The 20,515-nt window shown below is 67.2% G+C and carries 14 protein-coding genes and 1 tRNA gene; 8 read left to right on the forward strand and 7 right to left on the reverse strand.

The genetic code is table 11. The annotated features are described in order from the left end of the window. Positions 1-2 precede the first annotated feature (2 nt). From EPD82_RS06800 to EPD82_RS06810, 3 genes are all read right to left on the reverse strand, one after another. A complete protein-coding gene (locus tag EPD82_RS06800) occupies positions 3-3,059 on the reverse strand; it encodes an AAA family ATPase (RefSeq protein ID WP_141056215.1) in 3,057 nt (1,018 codons plus the stop codon). Further along, positions 3,056-4,210 carry an exonuclease SbcCD subunit D gene (locus EPD82_RS06805; protein ID WP_141056216.1) on the reverse strand — a complete coding sequence of 385 codons (1,155 nt, stop codon included), beginning with the start codon at positions 4,208-4,210 and terminating at the stop codon, positions 3,056-3,058. The genes EPD82_RS06800 and EPD82_RS06805 overlap by 4 nt, the downstream gene beginning before the upstream one ends. A gap of 146 nt (positions 4,211-4,356) precedes the next feature. Continuing rightward, entirely contained in the window at positions 4,357-5,667 is a 1,311-nt protein-coding gene (locus tag EPD82_RS06810; protein ID WP_072247891.1) for an AmpG family muropeptide MFS transporter, read from the reverse strand. A gap of 473 nt (positions 5,668-6,140) precedes the next feature. Between EPD82_RS06810 and EPD82_RS06815 the strand changes: the two genes are divergently transcribed. Further along, positions 6,141-6,989: a thioredoxin family protein gene (locus EPD82_RS06815; protein WP_141056217.1), complete on the forward strand. Its 849-nt coding sequence runs from the start codon at positions 6,141-6,143 to the stop codon at positions 6,987-6,989. A gap of 55 nt (positions 6,990-7,044) precedes the next feature. On the opposite strand, the gene EPD82_RS06820 is transcribed toward EPD82_RS06815, so the two are convergent. Both EPD82_RS06820 and ppsA read right to left on the reverse strand, forming a co-directional pair. After that, a tRNA-Arg gene (locus EPD82_RS06820) sits at positions 7,045-7,121 on the reverse strand. Positions 7,122-7,160: 39 nt separating this feature from the next. Beyond that, complete coding sequence (ppsA, locus tag EPD82_RS06825) at positions 7,161-9,542, reverse strand: phosphoenolpyruvate synthase (RefSeq protein WP_141056218.1); 2,382 nt, start codon at positions 9,540-9,542, stop codon at positions 7,161-7,163. Between the two features lie 101 nt (positions 9,543-9,643). Between ppsA and ppsR the strand changes: the two genes are divergently transcribed. From ppsR to EPD82_RS06850, 5 genes are all read left to right on the forward strand, one after another. Beyond that, complete coding sequence (gene ppsR, locus EPD82_RS06830; RefSeq protein ID WP_055422824.1) at positions 9,644-10,483, forward strand: posphoenolpyruvate synthetase regulatory kinase/phosphorylase PpsR; 840 nt, start codon at positions 9,644-9,646, stop codon at positions 10,481-10,483. Positions 10,484-10,506: 23 nt separating this feature from the next. Next, positions 10,507-11,706 (forward strand): DUF2863 family protein, encoded by a 1,200-nt coding sequence (locus EPD82_RS06835; RefSeq protein ID WP_055422825.1) that lies wholly within the window; start codon positions 10,507-10,509, stop codon positions 11,704-11,706. Positions 11,707-11,724: 18 nt separating this feature from the next. Continuing rightward, entirely contained in the window at positions 11,725-14,160 is a 2,436-nt protein-coding gene (locus EPD82_RS06840) for a DNA internalization-related competence protein ComEC/Rec2 (RefSeq protein WP_141056219.1), read from the forward strand. A 110-nt stretch (positions 14,161-14,270) separates the two neighbouring features. Further along, entirely contained in the window at positions 14,271-15,125 is an 855-nt protein-coding gene (locus EPD82_RS06845; RefSeq protein ID WP_141056250.1) for an alpha/beta fold hydrolase, read from the forward strand. 7 nt (positions 15,126-15,132) lie between these two features. After that, positions 15,133-15,702, forward strand: coding sequence for a DUF2062 domain-containing protein (locus EPD82_RS06850; protein ID WP_141056220.1), 570 nt, complete (start codon positions 15,133-15,135; stop codon positions 15,700-15,702). A 24-nt stretch (positions 15,703-15,726) separates the two neighbouring features. Here EPD82_RS06850 and EPD82_RS06855 read toward each other — a convergent pair whose 3' ends face one another. After that, complete coding sequence (locus tag EPD82_RS06855) at positions 15,727-16,431, reverse strand: ABC transporter ATP-binding protein (RefSeq protein ID WP_055422829.1); 705 nt, start codon at positions 16,429-16,431, stop codon at positions 15,727-15,729. Further along, on the reverse strand, positions 16,424-17,674 hold the full coding sequence (locus tag EPD82_RS06860; RefSeq protein ID WP_141056221.1) for a lipoprotein-releasing ABC transporter permease subunit: 1,251 nt from the start codon (positions 17,672-17,674) through the stop codon (positions 16,424-16,426). The genes EPD82_RS06855 and EPD82_RS06860 overlap by 8 nt, the downstream gene beginning before the upstream one ends. A 51-nt stretch (positions 17,675-17,725) precedes the next feature. Between EPD82_RS06860 and EPD82_RS06865 the strand changes: the two genes are divergently transcribed. Continuing rightward, entirely contained in the window at positions 17,726-18,763 is a 1,038-nt protein-coding gene (locus tag EPD82_RS06865) for a hypothetical protein (protein WP_055422831.1), read from the forward strand. Continuing rightward, the gene (recJ, locus tag EPD82_RS06870) at positions 18,760-20,478 is read left to right on the forward strand and encodes a single-stranded-DNA-specific exonuclease RecJ (protein WP_141056222.1); all 1,719 of its coding nucleotides are present in this window, start codon (positions 18,760-18,762) and stop codon (positions 20,476-20,478) included. The genes EPD82_RS06865 and recJ overlap by 4 nt, the downstream gene beginning before the upstream one ends. The last annotated feature ends 37 nt before the right edge of the window (positions 20,479-20,515 follow it).

Genomic DNA, 20,515 nt, shown 5'->3' on the forward strand with positions numbered 1-20,515 from the left:
CATCACCCTACCGCTCCGACCTGGACTTGGCTGCCGCTTCTCCCCGGGATCACCTCGATGCCGACGTCGATCTGGCGTTTGAGCTCGTCGACGTGGGAGATGATGCCGACCATTCGTCCCTTCTGCCGCAGCTCGCCCAAGGCTTTCATCGCCATGTCGAGCGACTCGGGGTCGAGACTGCCGAAGCCTTCGTCGATGAAGAGGGTGTCGAGCTGGATGCCGCCCGCGTAGGCTTGCACCACGTCCGATAGCCCCAGCGCGAGCGAGAGGGCGGCCATGAAACTCTCGCCGCCCGAGAGCGTGCTGGCCGGCCGAGATCGACCGGTGTATTCGTCGAAGACTTCGAGATCGAGGCCGGAGGCCCTGCGCGCATCGGCCACGTCCTCGCGCCGCTGCAGGCTGTAGCGGCCGCGGCTCATGGTGCGCAAGCGCAGGGTGGCTTGACGCAGCACGTCATCGAGCAGTGCCGCGAGCACGAACCGCTGGAAGGTGAGCTTCTTGCCATTGTCCCCGTTGGCGATGCCGGCGAGGTGCCCCATCACTTCGTAGCGCGACTCGATCTCCCCCAGCTCCTGCCCGATGGCCGCGAGCACTTCGCACGTCCTGCGGTCCTGCCCGATACGCTCTTCGAGACTCTGCTGCTGGGCAACGAGCTGCTCGACGGTGCGCCGGACCTCTTCCTGGGCGGCTTTGAGCGCGGCGAGATTCGGTGGCGTTTTTCCGGCGACCTGGTTTTCGGCGCGCTGCAGGCGTTCCTTGGCTGCCGCCACGGATTCGTCGTAGGACTGGATCTCGGCGCGCAAGGCGGCAATTTCTTCGGGGAAACGCATGGCCTCGCGGAAAGCGGCTTCGTCCGCGAAACCCTGTTCCTGCAGGGCCTTGAGGAAGACGGCGTGGGACTGGTCGAGGCGCACCGAGGCGGCATCGAGCGCTTCGGCGCGCTCCTGCCGCTTCGAACCCGCAGCCGCGTGCGCGGTACTCGCCTGCTGATGCGCTTCCTCGGCCGCTTTGAGCCGGGCGGCGAGCGTATCCGCTTGCTTGCGGACAGCGTCGATCGTCTGCTCGAGCGTGCGTACGTCGCGCAGAGGTTCCGGAATTCGGTCGGAACGTTCGCGGACTTGGGCCGCAGCCGCCGCGGCTTGGATCTTGAAGGTTTCGGTGCGGCTGCGCGCCTGCTCCAGCGCAGGACCGAGCGCGGCAAGACGCTGTTCGCAGGCTTGGAACTCGGCCTTGGCTGCATCGAGCCGTTTGGTCGCTTCGAGCGCTCTTGCCAGGTCACGTTCGAGGTCGGCCAGGCGCGCTTTGGCCTGCTCGAGGCTGGGGGGATCGGGCGGCAGTCCCGCCTCCAAGGTTGAAACTACGGATTCGGCCCCTGCGATCCGACCCAGAACGGCCTGATGCTTGGCACGAGCGCTTTCCAAGGCGGATTCGGCCTGCTGCAGGGCCTTGGCGGCCGCATTCAGTTCTTCCTCGCTCGGCACGGCCTCGCCCGCCGTCGCCGGGGCAGGATGCTCCAGACTGCCGCAAACGGGACACGGAGCACCTTCGCTCAGGTGCAGGGCGAGCACGGCGGCTTGGCCACTGCGCCAGCGCGCTTCCAAATCCTCCTTACGCACCCGAGCGGCATCCCGCCCGGTCTGCGCGGCCTCCAAGGCTTGGCGGCATTTGGTTTCTTCGTCGCGGTGCGCGGCCAGGGCCGCTTTGGCCTGATCGAGTTGCTGCAGCGAGCGGATGAGTCGTTCCTGTTGGGCGAGATCGCGCCGCAGCGCCTCGACCCGCCCAGCCAGGGGAGTATCCGCCTCGATCGCCTGCTGCAGCCGTGCACGCTGCTCGGTGAGGGTTTTGGATTCTCCTTGCAGGCGCGCGAGTTCGGCCTCTGCCGCTTCGGCCGAGCGGGAGAGCTTCTCTGCTTCCCGCCGCGCCTCGTCGAACGTGCGCACGGCCTCGCGCAAGCCTTCGAGCCGCTCGAGCTCGCGAATGGCCCGTTCCCGTTCGGGCGCTCGCGCGCGTTCTTCCTGCAACCGAGATTCGGCCGATTCGCGCTGGCGGGCGGTGGCTTCGACCTCGCCCTCGGCCTGCGCCAACTGCTGGGCGAGCCGCTGCCGTTGCGCAGCGGCGTCCTCGAAGTTCGCATGGGCCGCAAGGACGAGCTGGGCCCGAGAAGCGACATCCAGCTCGCGGCGTCGGGTTGCGATCGCGGCGGCAGCAGCGCTCAGCCCGTCCAAGGCGGCGCGAGCGCGGTCTCGCTCCTCGAATTGCCGCGCCAGAGCTTCAGCAGCCGCGAGCGCGGCGGTGGCGTCCTTCTCTTCAGCGCGGCGACGTCGTTCTTCCTCCGCCAGGCTCGAGCGCTGTGCCGTCGCTTCCTCGATCCGGGCGCGGAGCGCTTCTTCTGACTCCACCCCGGCTTGTTCGAGCAGCGTCTTTTTTCGTGCCTTGGCTTCTTCGGCCTGACGCTCAAGAGCATTCGCCGCCGCTTTGAGCCGTTCCTGCAAGCGCTTGCAGGTTTCGGTGGCGAAGAGCGTCTCCAGAATCTGCTCCCGCTCCTTGGAGTCGGCCGCCAAGAGTTTGCGGAATTGCCCTTGCGGCAGCAGAATGACCTGGCGGAACTGGTCGGCTTCGAAACCGAGGAGCGCGACGAGGCGTTGCGTGACCTCCGTCGCCTTGCTGACGAGAGGCTTCCAGCCATCGCCGTCCCACACCTGCAGTTCGGCCCGGGCCGGGATCTTGACCCGCTGATCCTTCTTGCCCCGCAAGGCAGCGCGTTCCTGCTCGGGCGAACGCTTGACGCGATAGCGCCTGCGCCCCAGTCCGAACTCGAACTCGACCTCGGTGAGTGCATCGTCCGCAGCATGATGGCTGCGCATCTCCTTGGCGCTGCGCTCGCTGCCGGAAGTCTCGCCATAGAGCGCGTAGCAGATGCCATCGAGGATCGACGTCTTTCCTGCCCCCGTCGGGCCGTGGATCAGAAAGAGCGCATCCGGCGGCAGGCGCGTGAAGTCGATCTCCTCGCGTTGAGCGAAAGGACCGAAGGCGTTCAGGATCAGGCGAATCGGTCTCATGGGGCCACCTCCCGTTCCTGCTGGGACAGGGCGACGATCTCGGCATGCAGCAAGCGCCGGGCGGATTCGTCGAGCGCGCGCCCCGTCATTTCACGGTAGAAAGCCTCGAAGAGCTCGTCCAGGCCGACTTTGCGATGGTCGGTGCCCGCTTCGAGCCCAGCTCCCGCTCCGGCAAACTGCGGACGCTCGATGGCAAGCGCATTGGGGTAGGCCGTGCGCAGTTTTCCCATCGCATCGAGGAGCGCCCCCGTATCCGTGAGCCGGGCAAGGACGTAGTCGTCCCGGCCGGGATCGTCTCCGGCGGCAGCCAGAATCTCGTCCAGGCTGCCGCTGAGGATGCGCAGGTCCCGACGCGGCGTGAGCCGCAGTCGTTCGATGCGCGCGCGGCCCTGCCCGTCGAGCTCGACCAGGGAAACGCTCTTGTCGTGGCCGACCTCGGCAAAGGAATATTTCAAGAGCGAACCGGCATAGTCGATGCGACCACCGGCCAGGCTCTGAGGGCGATGCAGGTGGCCGAGCGCCACGAAATGGAATCCCTCGAAGACCTCCGCCCCGACGAGGCCGGTCCCTCCGACCGACAGCGGGCGTTCGGATTCGCTCGCCGTCCCGCCCTGCACGAACGCATGGGCGATGAGCACCGAACGGCGGCTCTGGTCGTGGAGCCGTCGAATGCGCTCGACCTGAACCTGCATCGCCGCGTGGTGGTCCGCGATCGACTCGTCCTCCAGACACTGACGCACCCAAGGGGGCTCGGCGTAGGGCAAGGGATAGAAAGCGACCTCGCCGTAACGGTCTCGCAGCAGCACGGGAGAGACGTCGGCGGTCGCAAGCCCCCGGACCGTGAGCCCGGCTTCGGCCAGAAGACGCGCACCAAAGCCGAGCCGATCGGGACTGTCATGGTTGCCGGCGATGAGCAGGACGGGCGTGCGCTCGCCCACCACGATCCGGGTGAGCGTCTCGTCGAGCAGGCGAACGGCCTCGGCCGGCGGGACCGAGCGGTCGTAGACGTCGCCGGCGATCAGCACCACATCCGGGCGCTCCGAACGCACGAGCCCGACCAGCTGATCGAGCACGTGCGCCTGGTCTTCCAGGAGTGAGACGCCGTGATAGACGCGGCCGAGATGCCAGTCGGCAGTGTGCAGGATCCTCATGTTCCCTCCGGAAGATTTTCCCGTCCGAACCGCGGCAATGCCCCAATGCTACGATAAGGCCATCGCCCGGGCAGGTGCTTGTCCAGCCTCTGATCGATCCATTATATCCCCCGGATCCCTCGAGAGCGGACGAACCAGACTACCCGCTACCTCGACCGCAGTGGCATCGTGCCGATGCCGCCAGACGGATCGAGCCGGCGCTCCGAGTCGCCCCATCTTTCCCCGTTCCAGGGCGCGATCCATTTGAGCAAAAGCATCCCCGGCACGGCCAGCGCCACGCAGCAGAAAAAGAAATTCATCCAGCCCAGCCGTTCGGCGAGTACGCCGGCAAAGGCATTGATCACAGTGCGCGGCACGGCGGCGAGACTCGTGAAGAGCGCGAACTGCGTGGCGGTGTAAGCCGGATGGGTGGTGCGCGCGATGAAGGCGGTAAAGGCCGCCGTCCCCAGTCCGACGCCCAGATATTCGACGGAAATCACGCCGGCCAGTGCAGCGCGCTCGAAGGTGCCGACGTGCGAAAAAGGGCCGAGCCAGGCCAGCCAGGCAAAACCGAGAATGGCGAACATCTGCACCAGGCCGAAGAGCCACAAGGCGCGGTTGATGCCGATGCGCACCATCCACAGGCCACCCGCCAAGCCGCCGAGAATGGCCGGCCACAGACCGGCGTGTTTGGCGATCAGGCCGATGTCGGTCTTGCCGTAGCCCATGTCCAGGTAGAACGGCGTCGACAAGGCGGTGGCGAGCGAGTCGCCCAATTTGTAGAAAAACAGAAAAGCCAGGATCCAGAAGGCATCGCGCCAGCCGCGTCGGCCGATGAATTCCTGCCAGGGTTCGATGCAGGCCGCCCGCAGGGTGCGCGGCCGGTCGACGACGACCGGTTCGCGGATGAAGAGCGCCATCGCCATGCCCGGCAGGATGAACAGCGCCGTGATCCAGAAGACCATGTTCCACGGCAGACGGTCGGCGAGGATCAGCGAAAGCGAACCGGGAACGAGGCCGGCGAGCCGGTAGGCATTGACATGCACGGCATTGCCCAGGCCCAGTTCCCTCTCGGCGAGCAGTTCGCGGCGAAAGGCGTCGAGCGCCACGTCCTGGGTGGCGGAACAGAACGCCAGTAGCGCGGCGAGGCAGGAAATGGCGAAAATGTGCGTCCGCGGATCGAAACCGCCCAAGCCGCCGATGCAAAATAAAAGGCCGATCTGGGTGATCAGCATCCAGCCACGCCGCCGGCCGAGCGGCGGCGCGAAACGGTCGAGCAGAGGCGACCAGAGGAATTTCCAGGTGTAGGGAAACTGGATCAGGGCGAAGAAGCCGATGGTCTTCAGGTCGACGCCTTCGCTGCGCAGCCAGGCGGGCAGCAGGTTGATGAGGAGGTAGAGCGGCAGCCCAGAGGCAAAACCGGTAAAGATGCAGATCAGCATCTTGCGGGTGAGAAGCGGGGCAAGCCAGGCAGGCATGGTCATTTTCTCGGCAATCGGAAGCCTCTTTCAAGAATTGGCCTCGATGGCAAGCCGACGTTTTCCCTTTGAAGACCAAAAGCATGATAAGCCGTCACGACCGGGGCAATCCACGCCGGTCCGACGAAAATCGTCACTCGCGTAACCTGGCCGAAGAGCATGACCACCACGACGAACGCGAGCGCGGCATCGAGATTATAAAACTCATTGTTTCGCCCAAACGAAAATCTTTACGTTGAGGTTGCAATGGGGGCTAAAATCAACTAAAACCCTTGGCAAGGCGATGATTTCCCCCATCAGGCACCCTTCCGGGTTGCCCGGCGTTTCCAGTGTCTTCGGACTATGGAGGGATCTTGGCGTGCTCTGCGCCTTTGCCTTCGTTTTCATCCTTGTCGCGGCCAGGCTTTATCCTCATATCTTGCGCTGAATGGGCTCTCCCAGTCGTCCCTTGTCGAAAATCAGGAAAGGAAACGATGAGTCAATTTTCTTTTGACGTCGACGAACGCACTTTTCCCTCTCTCGTACTCGAACGCTCACACGAGGTTCCCGTCTTGGTCGACTTCTGGGCGCCATGGTGTGGCCCCTGCCGGGTACTCAAGCCCATCCTGGAAAAGCTGTCCGAAGAATACGGCGGACGTTTCCTGCTCGCCAAGGTGAATTCGGACGAAAACGCGGCGCTCGCCGCGCGCTACGGCGTGCGCGGCATACCCAACGTCAAGGCGTTCCGCCATGGCGAACTGGTCGACGAATTCACCGGGGCGCTGCCGGAGCGGGCAGTACGAGAATTCATCGAGCGACTGCTCCCCTCACCGGCAGGCGATCTACTGCGCGAGGCAGTGCAACTACGCGGACGCGGCGACTTGGCTGCCGCCCTGCAGCGCCTGGAAGCCGCAGCGGCACTCGCCCCAGACGACGATGAAGTCAAACGCTCCTTGGCAGAGGTGCTGATCGAGCTCGGTCGACTCGAAGAGGCCCAAGCGCAACTCGACGCCATCTCTACGGCTGGGCGACTCGACGAGGCGACCAAACGGCTCGTGACGCGACTCGAATTCGCCCGCGCGGCGGCGGAAGACGAAATGGCGCTACGCGAGCGCCTCGCCCGCAACCCTGACGACATGGAAGCGCGACTGCGGCTTGCCAAACATCTGGTGGCAGCGGGGCACTATGCGCAAGGAATGGATGAATTGCTGGAGATGATTCGTCGCGACCGACGCTGGAACGACGAGGCGGCGCGCAAGACGCTGCTTTCCGTGTTCGAGCTGCTGGGAGATGACCCGCTCGTGGCCGAGTATCGGCGCAAGCTGGCAAGTGTGCTGTATTGACTCGACACCGATAAAAAAACCCGAAGCCGCACCAGCGGCTCCGGGTTCCGGTTCTTGGCGCGCCCGGCAGGATTCGAACCCACGACCCCCTGGTTCGTAGCCAGGTACTCTATCCAACTGAGCTACGGGCGCGCAACAGAGATTGAAATTATAGCCATTCTCCGCCAGGTGTCAAGCACCCTTTCGCTCGCGCAGGCGCTCGGCGAGCTGAAGCCAGGTGTCGATGACGGTGTCGGGGTTGAGCGAGATCGTCTGGATACCGCGCTCCATCAGCCATTCGGCCAGATCGGGGTGGTCCGACGGGCCCTGGCCGCAGATGCCGACGTATTTGCCGAGCTTGTTGCAGGCGTCGATCGCCATGCCGAGCAGGACTTTCACCGCCGGATCGCGCTCGTCGAAGGATTCGGCCACTAGTCCCGAATCACGGTCCAGCCCCAGGGTGAGCTGGGTGAGGTCGTTCGAGCCGATGGAGAAGCCGTCGAAGTGCTCGAGGAAGGCTTCGGCGAGCAGCGCGTTCGAGGGGATCTCGCACATCATGATGAGCTCGAGCCCGTTCTTGCCGCGCTCGAGCTCGTTGGCCGCAAGGAGTTTGACCACGCGCTCGGCTTCGCCCACCGTGCGCACGAAGGGGATCATCACCTTGACGTTGGTGAGCCCCATGACGTCGCGCACCTTCTTCACGGCCTCGCATTCCATCTCGAAGCACTCGCGGAAGCTCGGCGCGATGTAGCGCGCCGCGCCGCGAAAGCCCAGCATGGGGTTTTCTTCCTCGGGCTCGTAGATCTCACCGCCCAGGAGCTTGCGGTACTCGTTCGATTTGAAATCGGACAGGCGCACGATCACCGGCTGCGGATAAAACGCGGCGGCGATGGTGGCGATGCCTTCGGCGAGCTTTTCCACGTAGAAAGCGCGCGGGCTGGCGTAGCCACGGGCGCGGCGCGAGATTTCCTCACGCAGTTTGGCCGAGATCTGGTCGAATTCGAGAATGGCGCGCGGATGAACTCCGATGACGTTGTTGATGACGAACTCCACCCGGGCAAGACCCACGCCGGCATTGGGGATCTGGGCGAACTCGAAGGCGAGCTCCGGGTTGCCCACGTTCATCATGATTTTCACCGGTAGCTCGGGCAGCGTTCCGAGGTCGGTGCGCTGCACTTCGAAGTCGAGCTTGCCGCGATAGACGTAGCCGGTATCCCCTTCGGCGCAGGAGACCGTGACCACTTCCCCTTCTTGCAGCACTTCGGTGGCGTTGCCGCAGCCGACGATGGCCGGGATCCCCAATTCACGGGCGATGATGGCCGCGTGGCAGGTGCGTCCGCCGCGATTGGTGACGATGGCCGCGGCGCGCTTCATCACCGGCTCCCAGTTGGGGTCGGTCATGTCGGTGACGAGCACGTCGCCGGGTTGCACGCGCTCCATCTGGCTGGGATCGGTGACGATGCGCACCGGCCCCACGCCGACTTTCTGCCCGATGGCGCGCCCATGCACCAGCGCCTTGCCGTGCTGCTTGAGGCGGTATTTCTCCATCACGCGGCCGCTTTCCTGCGACTTCACCGTCTCGGGGCGCGCCTGCAGGATGTAGATCTTGCCGTCGATGCCGTCCTTGCCCCATTCGATGTCCATGGGACGGCCATAGTGGCGTTCGATGATGACCGCGTAGCGAGCGAGTTCGAGGATGTCGGCGTCTTCGAGGCAGAAGCGGTTGCGATCGGCCTCGGGCACGTCGACCACCTTGACGCGCACCCCCTCGCCGGGCTCGCCGAAGACCATCTTGATGAGCTTGGAGCCGAGATTGCGGCGGATGATGGAAGGCTTGCCCTGCATCAGGGTGGGTTTGTGGACGTAGAATTCGTCGGGGTTGACCGCCCCTTGCACCACCATCTCGCCCAGACCGTAGGAGGCGGTGATGAAGACGACGTCGCGGAAACCGGATTCGGTGTCGATGGTAAACATCACGCCGGAAGCGCCCACGTCGGAGCGCACCATGCGCTGCACGCCGGCCGAGAGCGCCACTTCGGCGTGGCGGAAACCCTTGTGCACGCGGTAGGCGATCGCCCGGTCGTTGTAGAGCGAGGCGAAGACTTCCTTGATGGCGTGCAGGATGTTCTCGATGCCCGAGACGTTGAGCAAGGTTTCCTGCTGGCCGGCGAAGGAGGCATCGGGCAGGTCTTCGGCCGTGGCCGAGGAGCGCACGGCAAAACTCGCCCCCTCGCCTTCGCGGGCGACGAGCTCGGCGTAGGCTTGGCGGATCTGGGTTTCGAACTCGGGCGGGAAAGGCGTCTCCATGATCCAGCGGCGGATCTCGGCGCCCGTCTTGGCGAGGGCGTTGACGTCATCGACGTCGAGCGCCTCGAGCGCCTCATGGATGCGCTGCGCCAGGCCATTTTGCGCGAGGAACAGGCGGTAGGCCTCGGCGGTGGTAGCGAAACCGCCCGGCACGCGCACGTCCGCGGGCAGTTGGCTGATCATCTCGCCGAGTGAGGCGTTTTTGCCGCCGACGATGCCGACGTCGGTCATGCGCAGCTCGTTGAACGGGATCACATATCGAGTCATCGCAGCCTTTCCTGAGTTCGTGAGGCACGGAAAAATGGTATTCTAAGGGTTTTCCCCCATTTTGGTAAGCGCAAAGCGCCGCTCGCGCCTGCTCCCCCGCCATGCCGGATACCCCCAAACGCACCGTATTCTACGTCTCCGACGGCACGGGCATCACCGCCGAAACGCTCGGTCACAGTCTGCTCGCGCAATTCCCCGAGTTCGACTACGACGAGGTGCGCGCGCCCTTCATCGATGCGCCGGAAAAAGCGAGCGACCTCGTCGAGCGCATTGAACGGGTGAAGCGACGCACGGGGCTGCGCCCCATCGTCTTCAGCACGCTGGTACAGCCCGCCGTGGTGGCGGTGCTGCATCGGGCCGAAGCCCACATCGTCGATCTCTTCGGCACCTTTCTCGGGCCGCTCGAGCGCGAGCTGGGCATGCCGAGCACGCACGCGGTGGGGCGGTTCCACGGCATCCTCGACAACCGCAGCTACCAGCGCCGGATCGAAGCGATCAACTTCGCGCTCTCGCACGACGACGGAATCATTCAGGACGGCACGCTCGACGACGCCAATATCATCCTCATCGGGGTGTCGCGCTCCGGAAAGACGCCGACGAGTCTGTACCTGGCCATGCAATACGCGGTGAAGGCGGCCAACTACCCGCTCATTCCCGAGGATTTCGAGCGCAAGGCGCTGCCGGCGCCGCTCAAGCTCCATCGCGCCAAGCTCTTCGGGCTGACGATCGCCCCCGAGCGCCTGGCCCAGATCCGCCAGGAGCGCCGCCCCAACAGCGTCTATGCGTCACTGGAGAACTGCCGCAAGGAAGTGGAAGAAGCCTTGGCGCTGATGCGCCGCGAAGGGATCCCCTGGATCGATTCGACGACCAAATCGATCGAGGAGATCGCCGCCGTGATCATGCAGCACCTGCAAAAGATGCAAAAATACGCCGATCTGTGAGACGGGTTTTTTGGAGCAACGCCATGAAGAAGAAAACCCGCATTTCCCGCCCGAGCGGCCTGCCGCGCGATGCCGAGCGCCTGTGCTGGCTCGCCAAGGGGCTGGCCCAGTCGGGCAGCCGCATCGAGGATCGCTATTGGGAACGTCTTCTCAGCGAGACGGTCCGCGCCCTGCTCGAAGCCGGAGACGAAGCCGCGATCGAGCGCGCGCTCGATCATCTCTATCAGAGCGAGCTGCAGGCCTATGAGGAGCTGAGCGACGTGCTCGACTCGGAGGCCGAGACACTGGCCGATTTCGACAAGAGCCATGACCTGGTGCTCGTGGCTGCGCCCGTGCTCGCCTGGTCGCGGTTCCAGATCCCGGCCCGCCCCATTCCCCAGGCGGTGCGCGAGAACCTGCGCGTGCATCTGGGCGCGCACATCTTCGCCGCCGGGGTGAAGTTCGCCCTCTTCGACTACCTCTTCAGCCCGGACCAGCTGCCCGAAGGCTTCGTCGCCACGCGGCGCTGGCTGCAGGCCGCGGGCAAGGATGCCCTCGCCGGGCGCGACCATGCCGTCGATCGCGACGCGCTGCCCGAGTCGGCCGTCTTCCTCTCCGACATCCGCTACGTGCTGGTGGCCGCCGCCGCGCCCAAGGAGGGTCCCATCTTCACCTGGCAGGAAGCGGAGGGCGATCGCGAGTTCGCCTTCGACCAATGGCGCAAGCAGGCCGGGCCGGTGCTCGCGCAGATCATGCCCGGCTGCGGCACCGAAACGGAATTGCCCGATGCCTACTTCACCGCCTCGCGCAAGGCGAACCGCGATGCCCGCCCCTTTGCGATCCATGCCGCGATCGCCTTTCTCGCCGCCGAGGCCGACATCGCCGCGAGCCATCTGCGCGCCGTGATTGCGCCATGCGAGAGCCAGGGCGAATTCGAATACCGCATCGGACTCGCCCTCAAGCACGGCGGCCAGGTGGTGCACGGTGTGCCGTGGCCCTTGCTCGGCGCCGACGAGACGGAGGCCGAGGCGCAGCGGCAGATCCAGGAAACCCTCAAGGCGGTGGGCATCCAGGACGTCGTGACGCTGCGCCGTACCCTGCCGCTCGAATTCTGCGAGGACTGTGGCGCTCCGCTCTTTCCCAATGCCGAGGGGGAGCTGGTGCACGCCGAGCTGCCCGCCCAAGAGGAAGACGAGGGCGACACGACCGGCCACACGCCGTCGGGGCCGCGCTACCTGCATTGAGCGGCGGGATGCCCAGCCGTGATCGTCACGCTCGCGCCCGGCTGGCTGCTCGGCTGCATTGCGCTGCACCTGCTGCCGGCGCTGCCGGGCCGAGGGGCGTTCGCGGCCCTGTTCCTTGGCGGAGCGCTCGCCTTCGTCCCGGGATGGCGGCGCTGGCGTAAGGCACCCGAGGCGCCGGATCTTCCCACGCATGGGCTCGTCTTTCTTGCCGCCGTGCTGCTCGCCTTTTCTTCGAGTGGCTGGCGCAGCGCGCTGCGCCTGGCCGATCGCCTGCCGGAGGCGCTCGCCGAGCGTGAGCTCGTGGTCGAGGGCTACGTGCGCGCCCTGGGGGTGGAACAGAGCTTCGGCCGTTCTTTCGCCTTTGCCGTCGAGCGCGCACCGGCGGGAGTGCCTTCCGTCCTATGGCTGCTTGCGCCGACGACGCGCAAGGACGTCACCTTGCCCGACGCCTTGTGGCAGCCCGGTTCGCGCTGGCGGCTGCAGGTCGAGCTGCGCCCGCCGCACGGTCTGGCCGATCCGGGCGTCTTCGATCGCGAATTCTTCTGGTTTTCCCGCGGCATCGGCGCCACTGGACGGGTGACGGCAGCGCCGACGGCCCTGCCCGGCACCGTGTGGACGCCGCGGGTGGCGCTCGAGCGCTGGCGCGAGGCGGCGCGGCAGCGGCTCGAACGCACGGGTTCGCACCATGGCGAATGGCTCGCGGCGCTGGCGATCGGCGACATGCGGGGGTTCGACGAAGAAGCCTGGCAAACGATCGCAGCCACCGGCACGGCCCACCTGGTGAGCATCTCCGGCTTGCACGTGACGCTGGTGGCGGTGCTCGCCGGGGGCATGGCGGCGGCATTGTGGCGGCGCAATCCCGCCCGGCTGCTGATCTTGCCGGCACGGCCGGCGGGGCTGGCCGCCGGCGTGCTCGCGGCGCTCGCCTATGCGCTTCTCTCGGGCATGGAAGTGCCGACGCAACGCGCCGTGGTGATGCTGCTGGCGGCAGCCGGCGCGCTCTTCAGCGGCCGTTTCGTCTCCGGCTGGACGGTGCTGATGCTGAGCCTGTGGGCGGTGCTCGTCTTCGATCCCTGGGCGGTGGGCGCGCCCGGGTTTTGGCTTTCCTTCCTCGCCATGGGGGCGCTCATCGTCTATGGTGCGCCGGCGACGCAAGACACCGCGGCCGAAGCAAACGCCGCCGAAGAAACCCTGCCGTGGTACCGTCCGCTGCTGTCCTTCGGTCGGAAACTCGTCACAGTGCAATGGCGCCTGACGCTGCTGCTCGCGCCGGTGGTGCTCGGCTGGTTCGGCAGCGTCGCCGCGCTCGGTACCCTCGCCAACCTGGTGGCCATCCCTTGGGTGAGCTGGGTGGTCACGCCGCTCGCGCTGCTCGTGCTCGTCTTCCCGGCCGGATTGTTCGTGGTGGCGTTCGATGCGAGCGTGGCCGCGCTCGAGGCGGTACTGCGCTTGTGCGCATCGCTGCCTGGCGCGACGTTGATCCTGCCGCATCCGCCCTGGCCGCTGGTGCCCGCCGCCACGGCTGCGATTGCCTGGATGCTGCTGCCGCGCGGCACGCCGGCCCGATCGATCGGTCTCGTCGGAATCGCTTCGATCCTTTTCTGGCAGCCGCCGCGGCCGGGACCGGGGGAGGCGCGCCTCACGGTGCTCGACGTCGGACAGGGACTCGCGGTACACGTGCAGACCGCCGCGCACGACCTCGTCTTCGACACCGGCCCCCGGCAAGGCGGGTTCGACGCCGGCAGCCGCGTGCTTCTGCCCTACCTGCGTGCCCAGGGCGTGCGCCGGCTCGACCGCGTGATCCTCTCGCATCCGGACGAGGACCACATTGGCGGTTGGCCCGCGCTCGCGCGGGCGCTGCCCGCAGCCTCCGTGCGCGCCGGCGGCATGGACGAAGCCCGCCTGGCGGCGCTGCCTCCGCTGGCACTACCCTGCAGCCGCGACGATCGCTGGGAATGGGACGGCGTACGCTTTGCCATCCTCCATCCCGACCTTGCCGACCCCTGGAAAGGGCGCGGGGACAACGACGCCTCCTGCGTGCTGCGCGTGGAGGCGGCCGGCGGGGCGGCGATCGTACCGGGCGACCTGGGGCAGCGCGGCGAACGCCATCTGCTCGCCACCCTGCCGGCGCAGGCGCTGCGCGCCGAGCTCGTCGTGGCCGGGCACCACGGCAGCAAAACGAGCTCCTCGCCGAAGTGGATCGCCGCCACCGGCGCGCGCCACGTCGTCTACGCCGCTGGTTACCGCAACCGTTTTCACCATCCGGACTGCGGCGTGGCCTCGGCCTGGCGGCGGGCCGGGGCGCAGGCGTGGCGCAGCGACCGCGACGGCGCGGTCACGGCCTTCTTCGCGACCGAGGGCTTGAGCGTGCGAACTCACCGGGCAGAAACGCGGCGCTACTGGTATTCTGTATGGCAAGACCCTTCCTGCGAAGAAGAGGAGCCATCCCCATGAATCTTGCTCATTGGATCGAACGCGCCAAGCGCTGGCTTACCGGCGCGCGCCCCACGCCACGCACTTCCGCCGGCGAATCTGCGCCGCGCCACGACGGCCATCCCACCGAGATGCGCACCGACCACATCATGTGCGTCGGTCCACACGGCATCCATCGCATGGTCTACTACGAATGGGGCGATCCGACCAACCCCAAGGTGCTGCTGTGCGTGCATGGCCTCACGCGCACCGGGCGCGACTTCGACGAGCTCGCCCGCGCGCTCGCACCCCACTACCGCGTGATCTGCCCCGACGTGGTCGGACGCGGGCTCTCCGACTGGCTCACGGTCAAGACCGACTACACGATTCCGCTCTACGTCTCGGACCTCTTCACCTTGCTCGGCAAGATCCGCCCCAAGACCCTGCATTGGCTCGGCACCTCCATGGGGGGATTGATCGGCATGACGCTCGCCGCCCAGCCCATGAGCCCGATCGACAAACTGGTGCTCAACGACGTCGGTCCCGTGCTCTCGGCCGCCTCGCTCGAGCGCATCGGGCGCTACGTGGCCGAAACACCGCACTTCGCCACGCTGGAAGAGGCCGAAGCCTACCTGCGGCGCATCCACGCCCCCTTCGGGCCGCTCACCGACGCGCAATGGCGCCACCTCACCCGGCATTCGGTGCGCCAGGACGTGGACGGGCGCTGGGTGCTGCGCTACGACCCCGGCATCGCCGTCCCTTTCCAGACGCAGCCGGCGCTCGACGTCGACCTCTGGGCACTCTGGGACGCCATCCGCTGTCCCACCCTGGTGCTGCGCGGCGCCGAATCGGATCTGCTCACGCGCGAGACCGCCGAGGAAATGACCCGCCGCGGCCCGTGCGCCAAGCTGGTCGAGATCCCCGGCGTCGGCCATGCTCCGGCGCTGATGGACCCGCAGCAGATCGCCGTCGTGCGCGATTTCCTGCTCGATCGCTCCTCACCCTGAGGCTCCCATGCGCCGCTGGTTCAAACGCATTCTGCCCAATCACGAAGTCGTACGCGACAACCGCTGGCTGAGACCGTTTCGCAACACCCTGCTCCACCCGCGCCTATGGCACATCAACCGCCGCTCGGTATCGGCGGGTGTGGCCATCGGCCTGTGGTGCGGTCTCATCCCCGGGCCGTTCCAGATGCTCACGGCCGCGCTCCTGTGCGTGCTCTTTCGCGCCAATCTACCGGTTGCCGTATTCACCACCCTCTATACGAACCCCCTCACCATCCCGGTCATCTATTTCGTCGCCTACCAGATCGGCAGTTTTCTGCTCGGACGAGAAAACGGCGGCTTTCAGCCCGCGCCCGAATGGGGTGAGCAAAGCCTGAGAGAATGGATGGATCAGGCGTTCGCCTGGGTGGCCTCCTTGGGGACGCCGCTCTTTCTCGGCCTCTTCGTGCTGGCAAGCACGCTTGCCATTGCAGGCTATTTCCTCGTGCGCGCCTGGTGGCGATGGCATCTCGTGCACCAGTGGCGCCGGCGTCGGAGCCGACGTCGCATGGCGACGACTTCCCTTGCACCTAAAAAGTAGCAGGGATGAGCTGACATCACTACATCATACTGCTACCAGCCGCCCCGCTTCCAGCACGAGCCGGCGGTCGAGCCGGGAGGCGAGCCGCTCGTCGTGGGTGACGACCACGAGCGCCATGCCGCGCGTGCGGGTGAGCGAGAGCAGCAATTCGAAGACGCGCTCGGCGTTCGCCCGGTCGAGGTTGCCGGTGGGTTCGTCGGCGAGCAGGCAGGGCGGCTCGGTGACGAGCGCCCGGGCGATCGCCACGCGCTGGCGCTCCCCGCCCGAGAGCTGGGACGGGAAGTGCGCCAGCCGCGCTTCCAGCCCCACCTCGGTCAGCAGCGCCCGCGCTCGCTCCAGCGCCTCGGCCCTGGGCCGGCGCCGGATCATCCACGGCAGCGCCACGTTCTCGAGCGCAGTGAATTCTGGCAGCAGATGGTGGAACTGATAGACGAAGCCGAGCATGGCGTTGCGCAGCCGGCCGCGGGCGGCTTCGTCGAGCGCGAACACCGCCTGCCCCGACCAGCCCACTTCGCCGCTACTGGGCCGGTCGAGCCCGCCCAGCAGGTGCAGCAAGGTGCTCTTGCCCGAACCGGAAGCCCCGACGATGGCCACACGCTCGCCGGCCATCACCGTCAGATCCACGCCGTCGAGGATGGTGAGCGGCGCGCCCGCGTCGAGGTATACCTTGCTCAGCGCCCGCGCCTCCAGTACCGGCGTTTCGGCCCCCCTGGCCGTCGTCTCACTCATGGCGCAGCGCCTCGGCTGGCTGCAGGCGCGAAGCGCGCCAGCTGGGATAGAGGGTGGCGAGCAGCGTGAGCACGAACGAGCCGGTGAGCACGCGCAGCACGTCGGCAGCGAGCACCTTCGAGGGTAGCTCGCTCAGGAAATAGATCTCCTTGTTCCACAGGGTCGCCCCGGTGAGATGCTCCAGCGCCGGCACCACCACGTCGAGGTGATGGGCGATCGTCAGCCCCAGCGCGAGCCCCGCCGCCAGCCCCAGCACGCCGATGGTGGTGCCCTGCACGACGAAGATCCCCATGATGGAAGCCGGGCTCGCGCCCAGGGTGCGCAGAATGGCGATGTCGGCGGTCTTGTCCTGCACTGCCATCACCAGCGTGGAGACGATGTTGAACGCGGCCACCGCCACGATGAGAAAGAGGATGAGCGTCATCATGGTCTTCTCCAGCTGCACGGCGCGGAAGAAATTGGCATGCGTCTGCGTCCAGTCGCGCAGCCACAGGCCGGCGGGCAGCGTCGGGGCGAGTTGGCGCACCACAGCCGGGGCGGCGAAGAGGTCGCGCACTTTCAGGCGCACCCCCGAGACCGCCTCTCCGTAGCGATAGAGCGCCTGGGCATCGCGCAGATGCACCAGCACCAGACCCGAATCGTATTCATACATCCCCGATTCGAAGAGTCCGACCACGCGGAAGGCGCGCACCCGTGGCATGACACCGGCCAGCGTGGCCGTGGCCGTGGGTGCGATCAGCGTTACTTCGTCCCCCAGACCCACGGCCAGGCGCCGCGCCAGATCCGTGCCCAGCACGATCCCGTAGGAATGCGGCTGCAAGGCCTCCAGGCTGCCGGCGCGCAAATAGTCGGCGAACTGTGCGACGCCGCGCTCGAGCGAGGGCTCGATGCCCCGCACCCCCACGCCCTGCACGCGGCCGTTGCCGCTCACCATCGCCTGTTCCTGGATGAAGGGCGCGGCGCCGAGTACCTCCGGATGCCGTCGCACCCGGTCGAGCACCGCCGGCCATTCTTCGAGCATGCCACTCTGGGCCGTGACCTCGATGTGCGAGGCCACCCCCAGGATGCGATGGCGCAGTTCGTCCTGAAAGCCGTTCATCACCGACAACACCACGATGAGGGCGGCCACGCCCAGCATCAGGCCCAGCATGGAGACCAGCGAGATGAACGACACAAAGGCGTTGCGCCCGCGCGTGCCGCGTTGCCGGCGGGTATAGCGCCAGCCGATGAACCATTCGTACATCGTCCCTTTTCCGTTTTCCGTGGCGTGCGCCGTCGACGGTACAATCGCCGCATGAGTCCGACCGTCGTCCTCCCCGGCCTGCTCTGGCCCAACGCCGGCGCGCACGGCCTGCTCGACGGCCTCCCGCAGCCCACGCTCGAACGATGGCTCGCCGTGGGCGCCTGCCGTCGCGAATCGCCGCGATCATACCGCGAAACGCTCGCCGCCGTGCTGGGACCGGCGCCGGCGCCGCTGGCCGAACTGCGCCGCCGCGGTGAAGAAGAGAAAGCGCCGCCTGCCGCCGGAGGGTCCCTGCTGTGCGCCGACCCAGTGATGCTGACGCTCGCACGCGACCGCATCGTCGTCACCGAACCGGGCGAAGCCGGGCTGAGCCCCGAAGAAGCCGCTGCCCTCGCTCCGGCCCTCTCCGCCTGGCTCACGCAGATCGCTCCGGACTGGATCCTCGGGTTCGATTTCGTTGCGCCGCAGCGCGGCTACCTGCGGCTCGCCGCTCCCGTCGAGGGCGTGCGCTTCGCCCCGCTCGACGAAGCCTCCGGCCGCTCGCTCGACGCCCTCTTGCCCCAAGGGGAAGACGCCCGGCGCTGGCGGCGGCTGATGAACGAGCTGCAAATCTGGCTGCACGCCCACCCCATCAATGCCGAGCGCCGCCGCCGGGGATGGCCCACCGTCGATTCGCTGTGGCTCTGGGGCAACGAACGGCCGGCGGCGAACGCCGTCCCTCCCCGCCGCGTGCTGGGAGCACGCACGCTCGATCCGCTTGCGCGCGGCTGGGCGGGCGCCGCTGGCCACGACCTCGTACTCGCCGAGCGCGATGCGGGCCAGGAATTCGACGTGGCGCTCCTCGATGCCGCCGAGAACCCCTGCCGCCGGCTCGATCTCACCGGCTGGCGCACGGTCCTCGCCGCCCTCGAGCGCGACTGGCTCGCCGCGCTCGATGCCCGCCTGCCACGCCTTTCGCTCTTGCTGCCGGGCGACAAGGCGAGCCTGCGCCTGGAGATCACCCCATGGCGCCGCCGTCTCGCACCCCTGAGCCGCCTTGTTCGCCGCCCGCGCACACTCGCGCGGCTGCTGGAGGAAACCGCCCCATGACCCCTCGCCCCATCGTCCGCTCCACGCCTCGCCGCGCCCTGGAGCGGCTGCTCGCAGCCGGCATCGACCCCTTGCTCGCGCGCCTCTACGCCGCCCGCGGCATCGAGCACCCCGCCGAGACCGACACGGCGCTCGCGCGCCTCTTGCCCCCCGAGGCGATGAAAGGCACGCGCGAGGCGGCAGAGCTCTTGGCCGAGGCGATCGACGCGCAGGCGCGCATCGTAGTCATCGGCGACTACGACTGCGACGGCGCCACTGCCACCGCCGTGGCGGTGCGTGCCCTGCGCGCCATGGGGGCGCACGTCGATTTTCTCGTGCCCAACCGCTTCACCTATGGCTACGGGCTCTCGCCCGAGATCGTGGCGCTCGCGGCCGAACGCTTCGCGCCGGACGTGCTCATCACCGTCGATAATGGCATCGCCAGCGTCGAAGGGGCCGCGGCCGCCCGCGCGCTCGGCATGAGCCTCGTCATCACCGATCACCATCTTCCCGGCGACGTCCTCCCCGAGGCCGATGCCATCGTCAACCCGAATCAGCCCGGCTGCGACTTCCCCAGCAAGGCGATCGCCGGCGTGGGCGTCGTCTTCTACGTGATGCTGGCGCTGCGCGCCGAGCTGCGCCGCCGCGGCACCTTCTCCACCCGCCCCGAACCCAATCTCGCTCAACTGCTCGATCTCGTCGCTCTGGGGACGGTCGCCGACGTCGTACGGCTCGATCACAACAACCGCATTCTGGTGGCCCAGGGGCTGGCGCGCATCCGCGCCGGCCGGATGCAGCCGGGCATACGCGCCCTCTTCCAGGTGGCCAGGCGCGATCCCGCCCGCGCCACCGCCCAGGACCTGGGATTCTTCCTCGGCCCCCGCCTCAACGCCGCCGGGCGGCTGGAAGACATGAGCCTGGGCATCGCCTGCCTCATCGAAGACGACCCAAGCCGCGCATTGGAACTCGCGCAGCGGCTCGAGGACATCAACCGCGAACGGCGCGGGATCGAAGCGCAGATGCGCGAGCAGGCCGAACTCGCGCTCGATGCCCTCACGCTCGAGGGGCGCGCCACGCTCACGCTCTTTCATCCCGAATGGCACCAGGGCGTGATCGGCATCGTCGCCGGACGCATCAAGGAGCGCCACCATCGCCCCGTCTTCGCCTTCGCCCCGGGCGATGAAGATCTGCTCAAGGGCTCCGGCCGTTCCGTGCCCGGGCTGCACCTGCGCGATGCGCTCGACTGGATCAGCAAGAAACACCCGGGGCTCTTGCTGCGCTTCGGCGGGCACGCCATGGCCGCTGGCGTGACGCTGCGCGCCGCCGACCTCGCCCGCTTCGAGCAGGCTTTCGAAGAGGCGGCGCAGACGATCGGCACCGAGGCGCTGGGCGTGGCGGAGCTGCCCACCGACGGCTCGCTCCCCCTCGAAGCGCTCACGCTCACCACCGTCGGCCGGCTCGAGGGCGAAGTCTGGGGACAGGGCTTTCCCGCCCCCCTCTTTCTCGACACCTTCACCGTGCTCGAGCAGCGCCTCCTCAAGGAAGCGCACCTGCAGCTCAAGCTGCACCGCGACCGCCAGCCGTGCGAGGCGATTTTCTTCGGCCATGCCGAACCGCTGCCGGCCCAGGTCGAACTCGCCTACCGGCCGGTACGCGACGCCTGGAACGGCGTCGAGCGCTTGCGGTTGCAGATCGAACTCGCCCGCCCGGCCGGGGTCGAACCGGACAGCGTATAATTCCCGAGCAAAATTTTCAACCATTTTTCAGGAGCAA

Origin of the sequence: Tepidiphilus succinatimandens, from assembly GCF_006503695.1 — a bacterium.
Taxonomy (GTDB): domain Bacteria; phylum Pseudomonadota; class Gammaproteobacteria; order Burkholderiales; family Rhodocyclaceae; genus Tepidiphilus; species Tepidiphilus succinatimandens.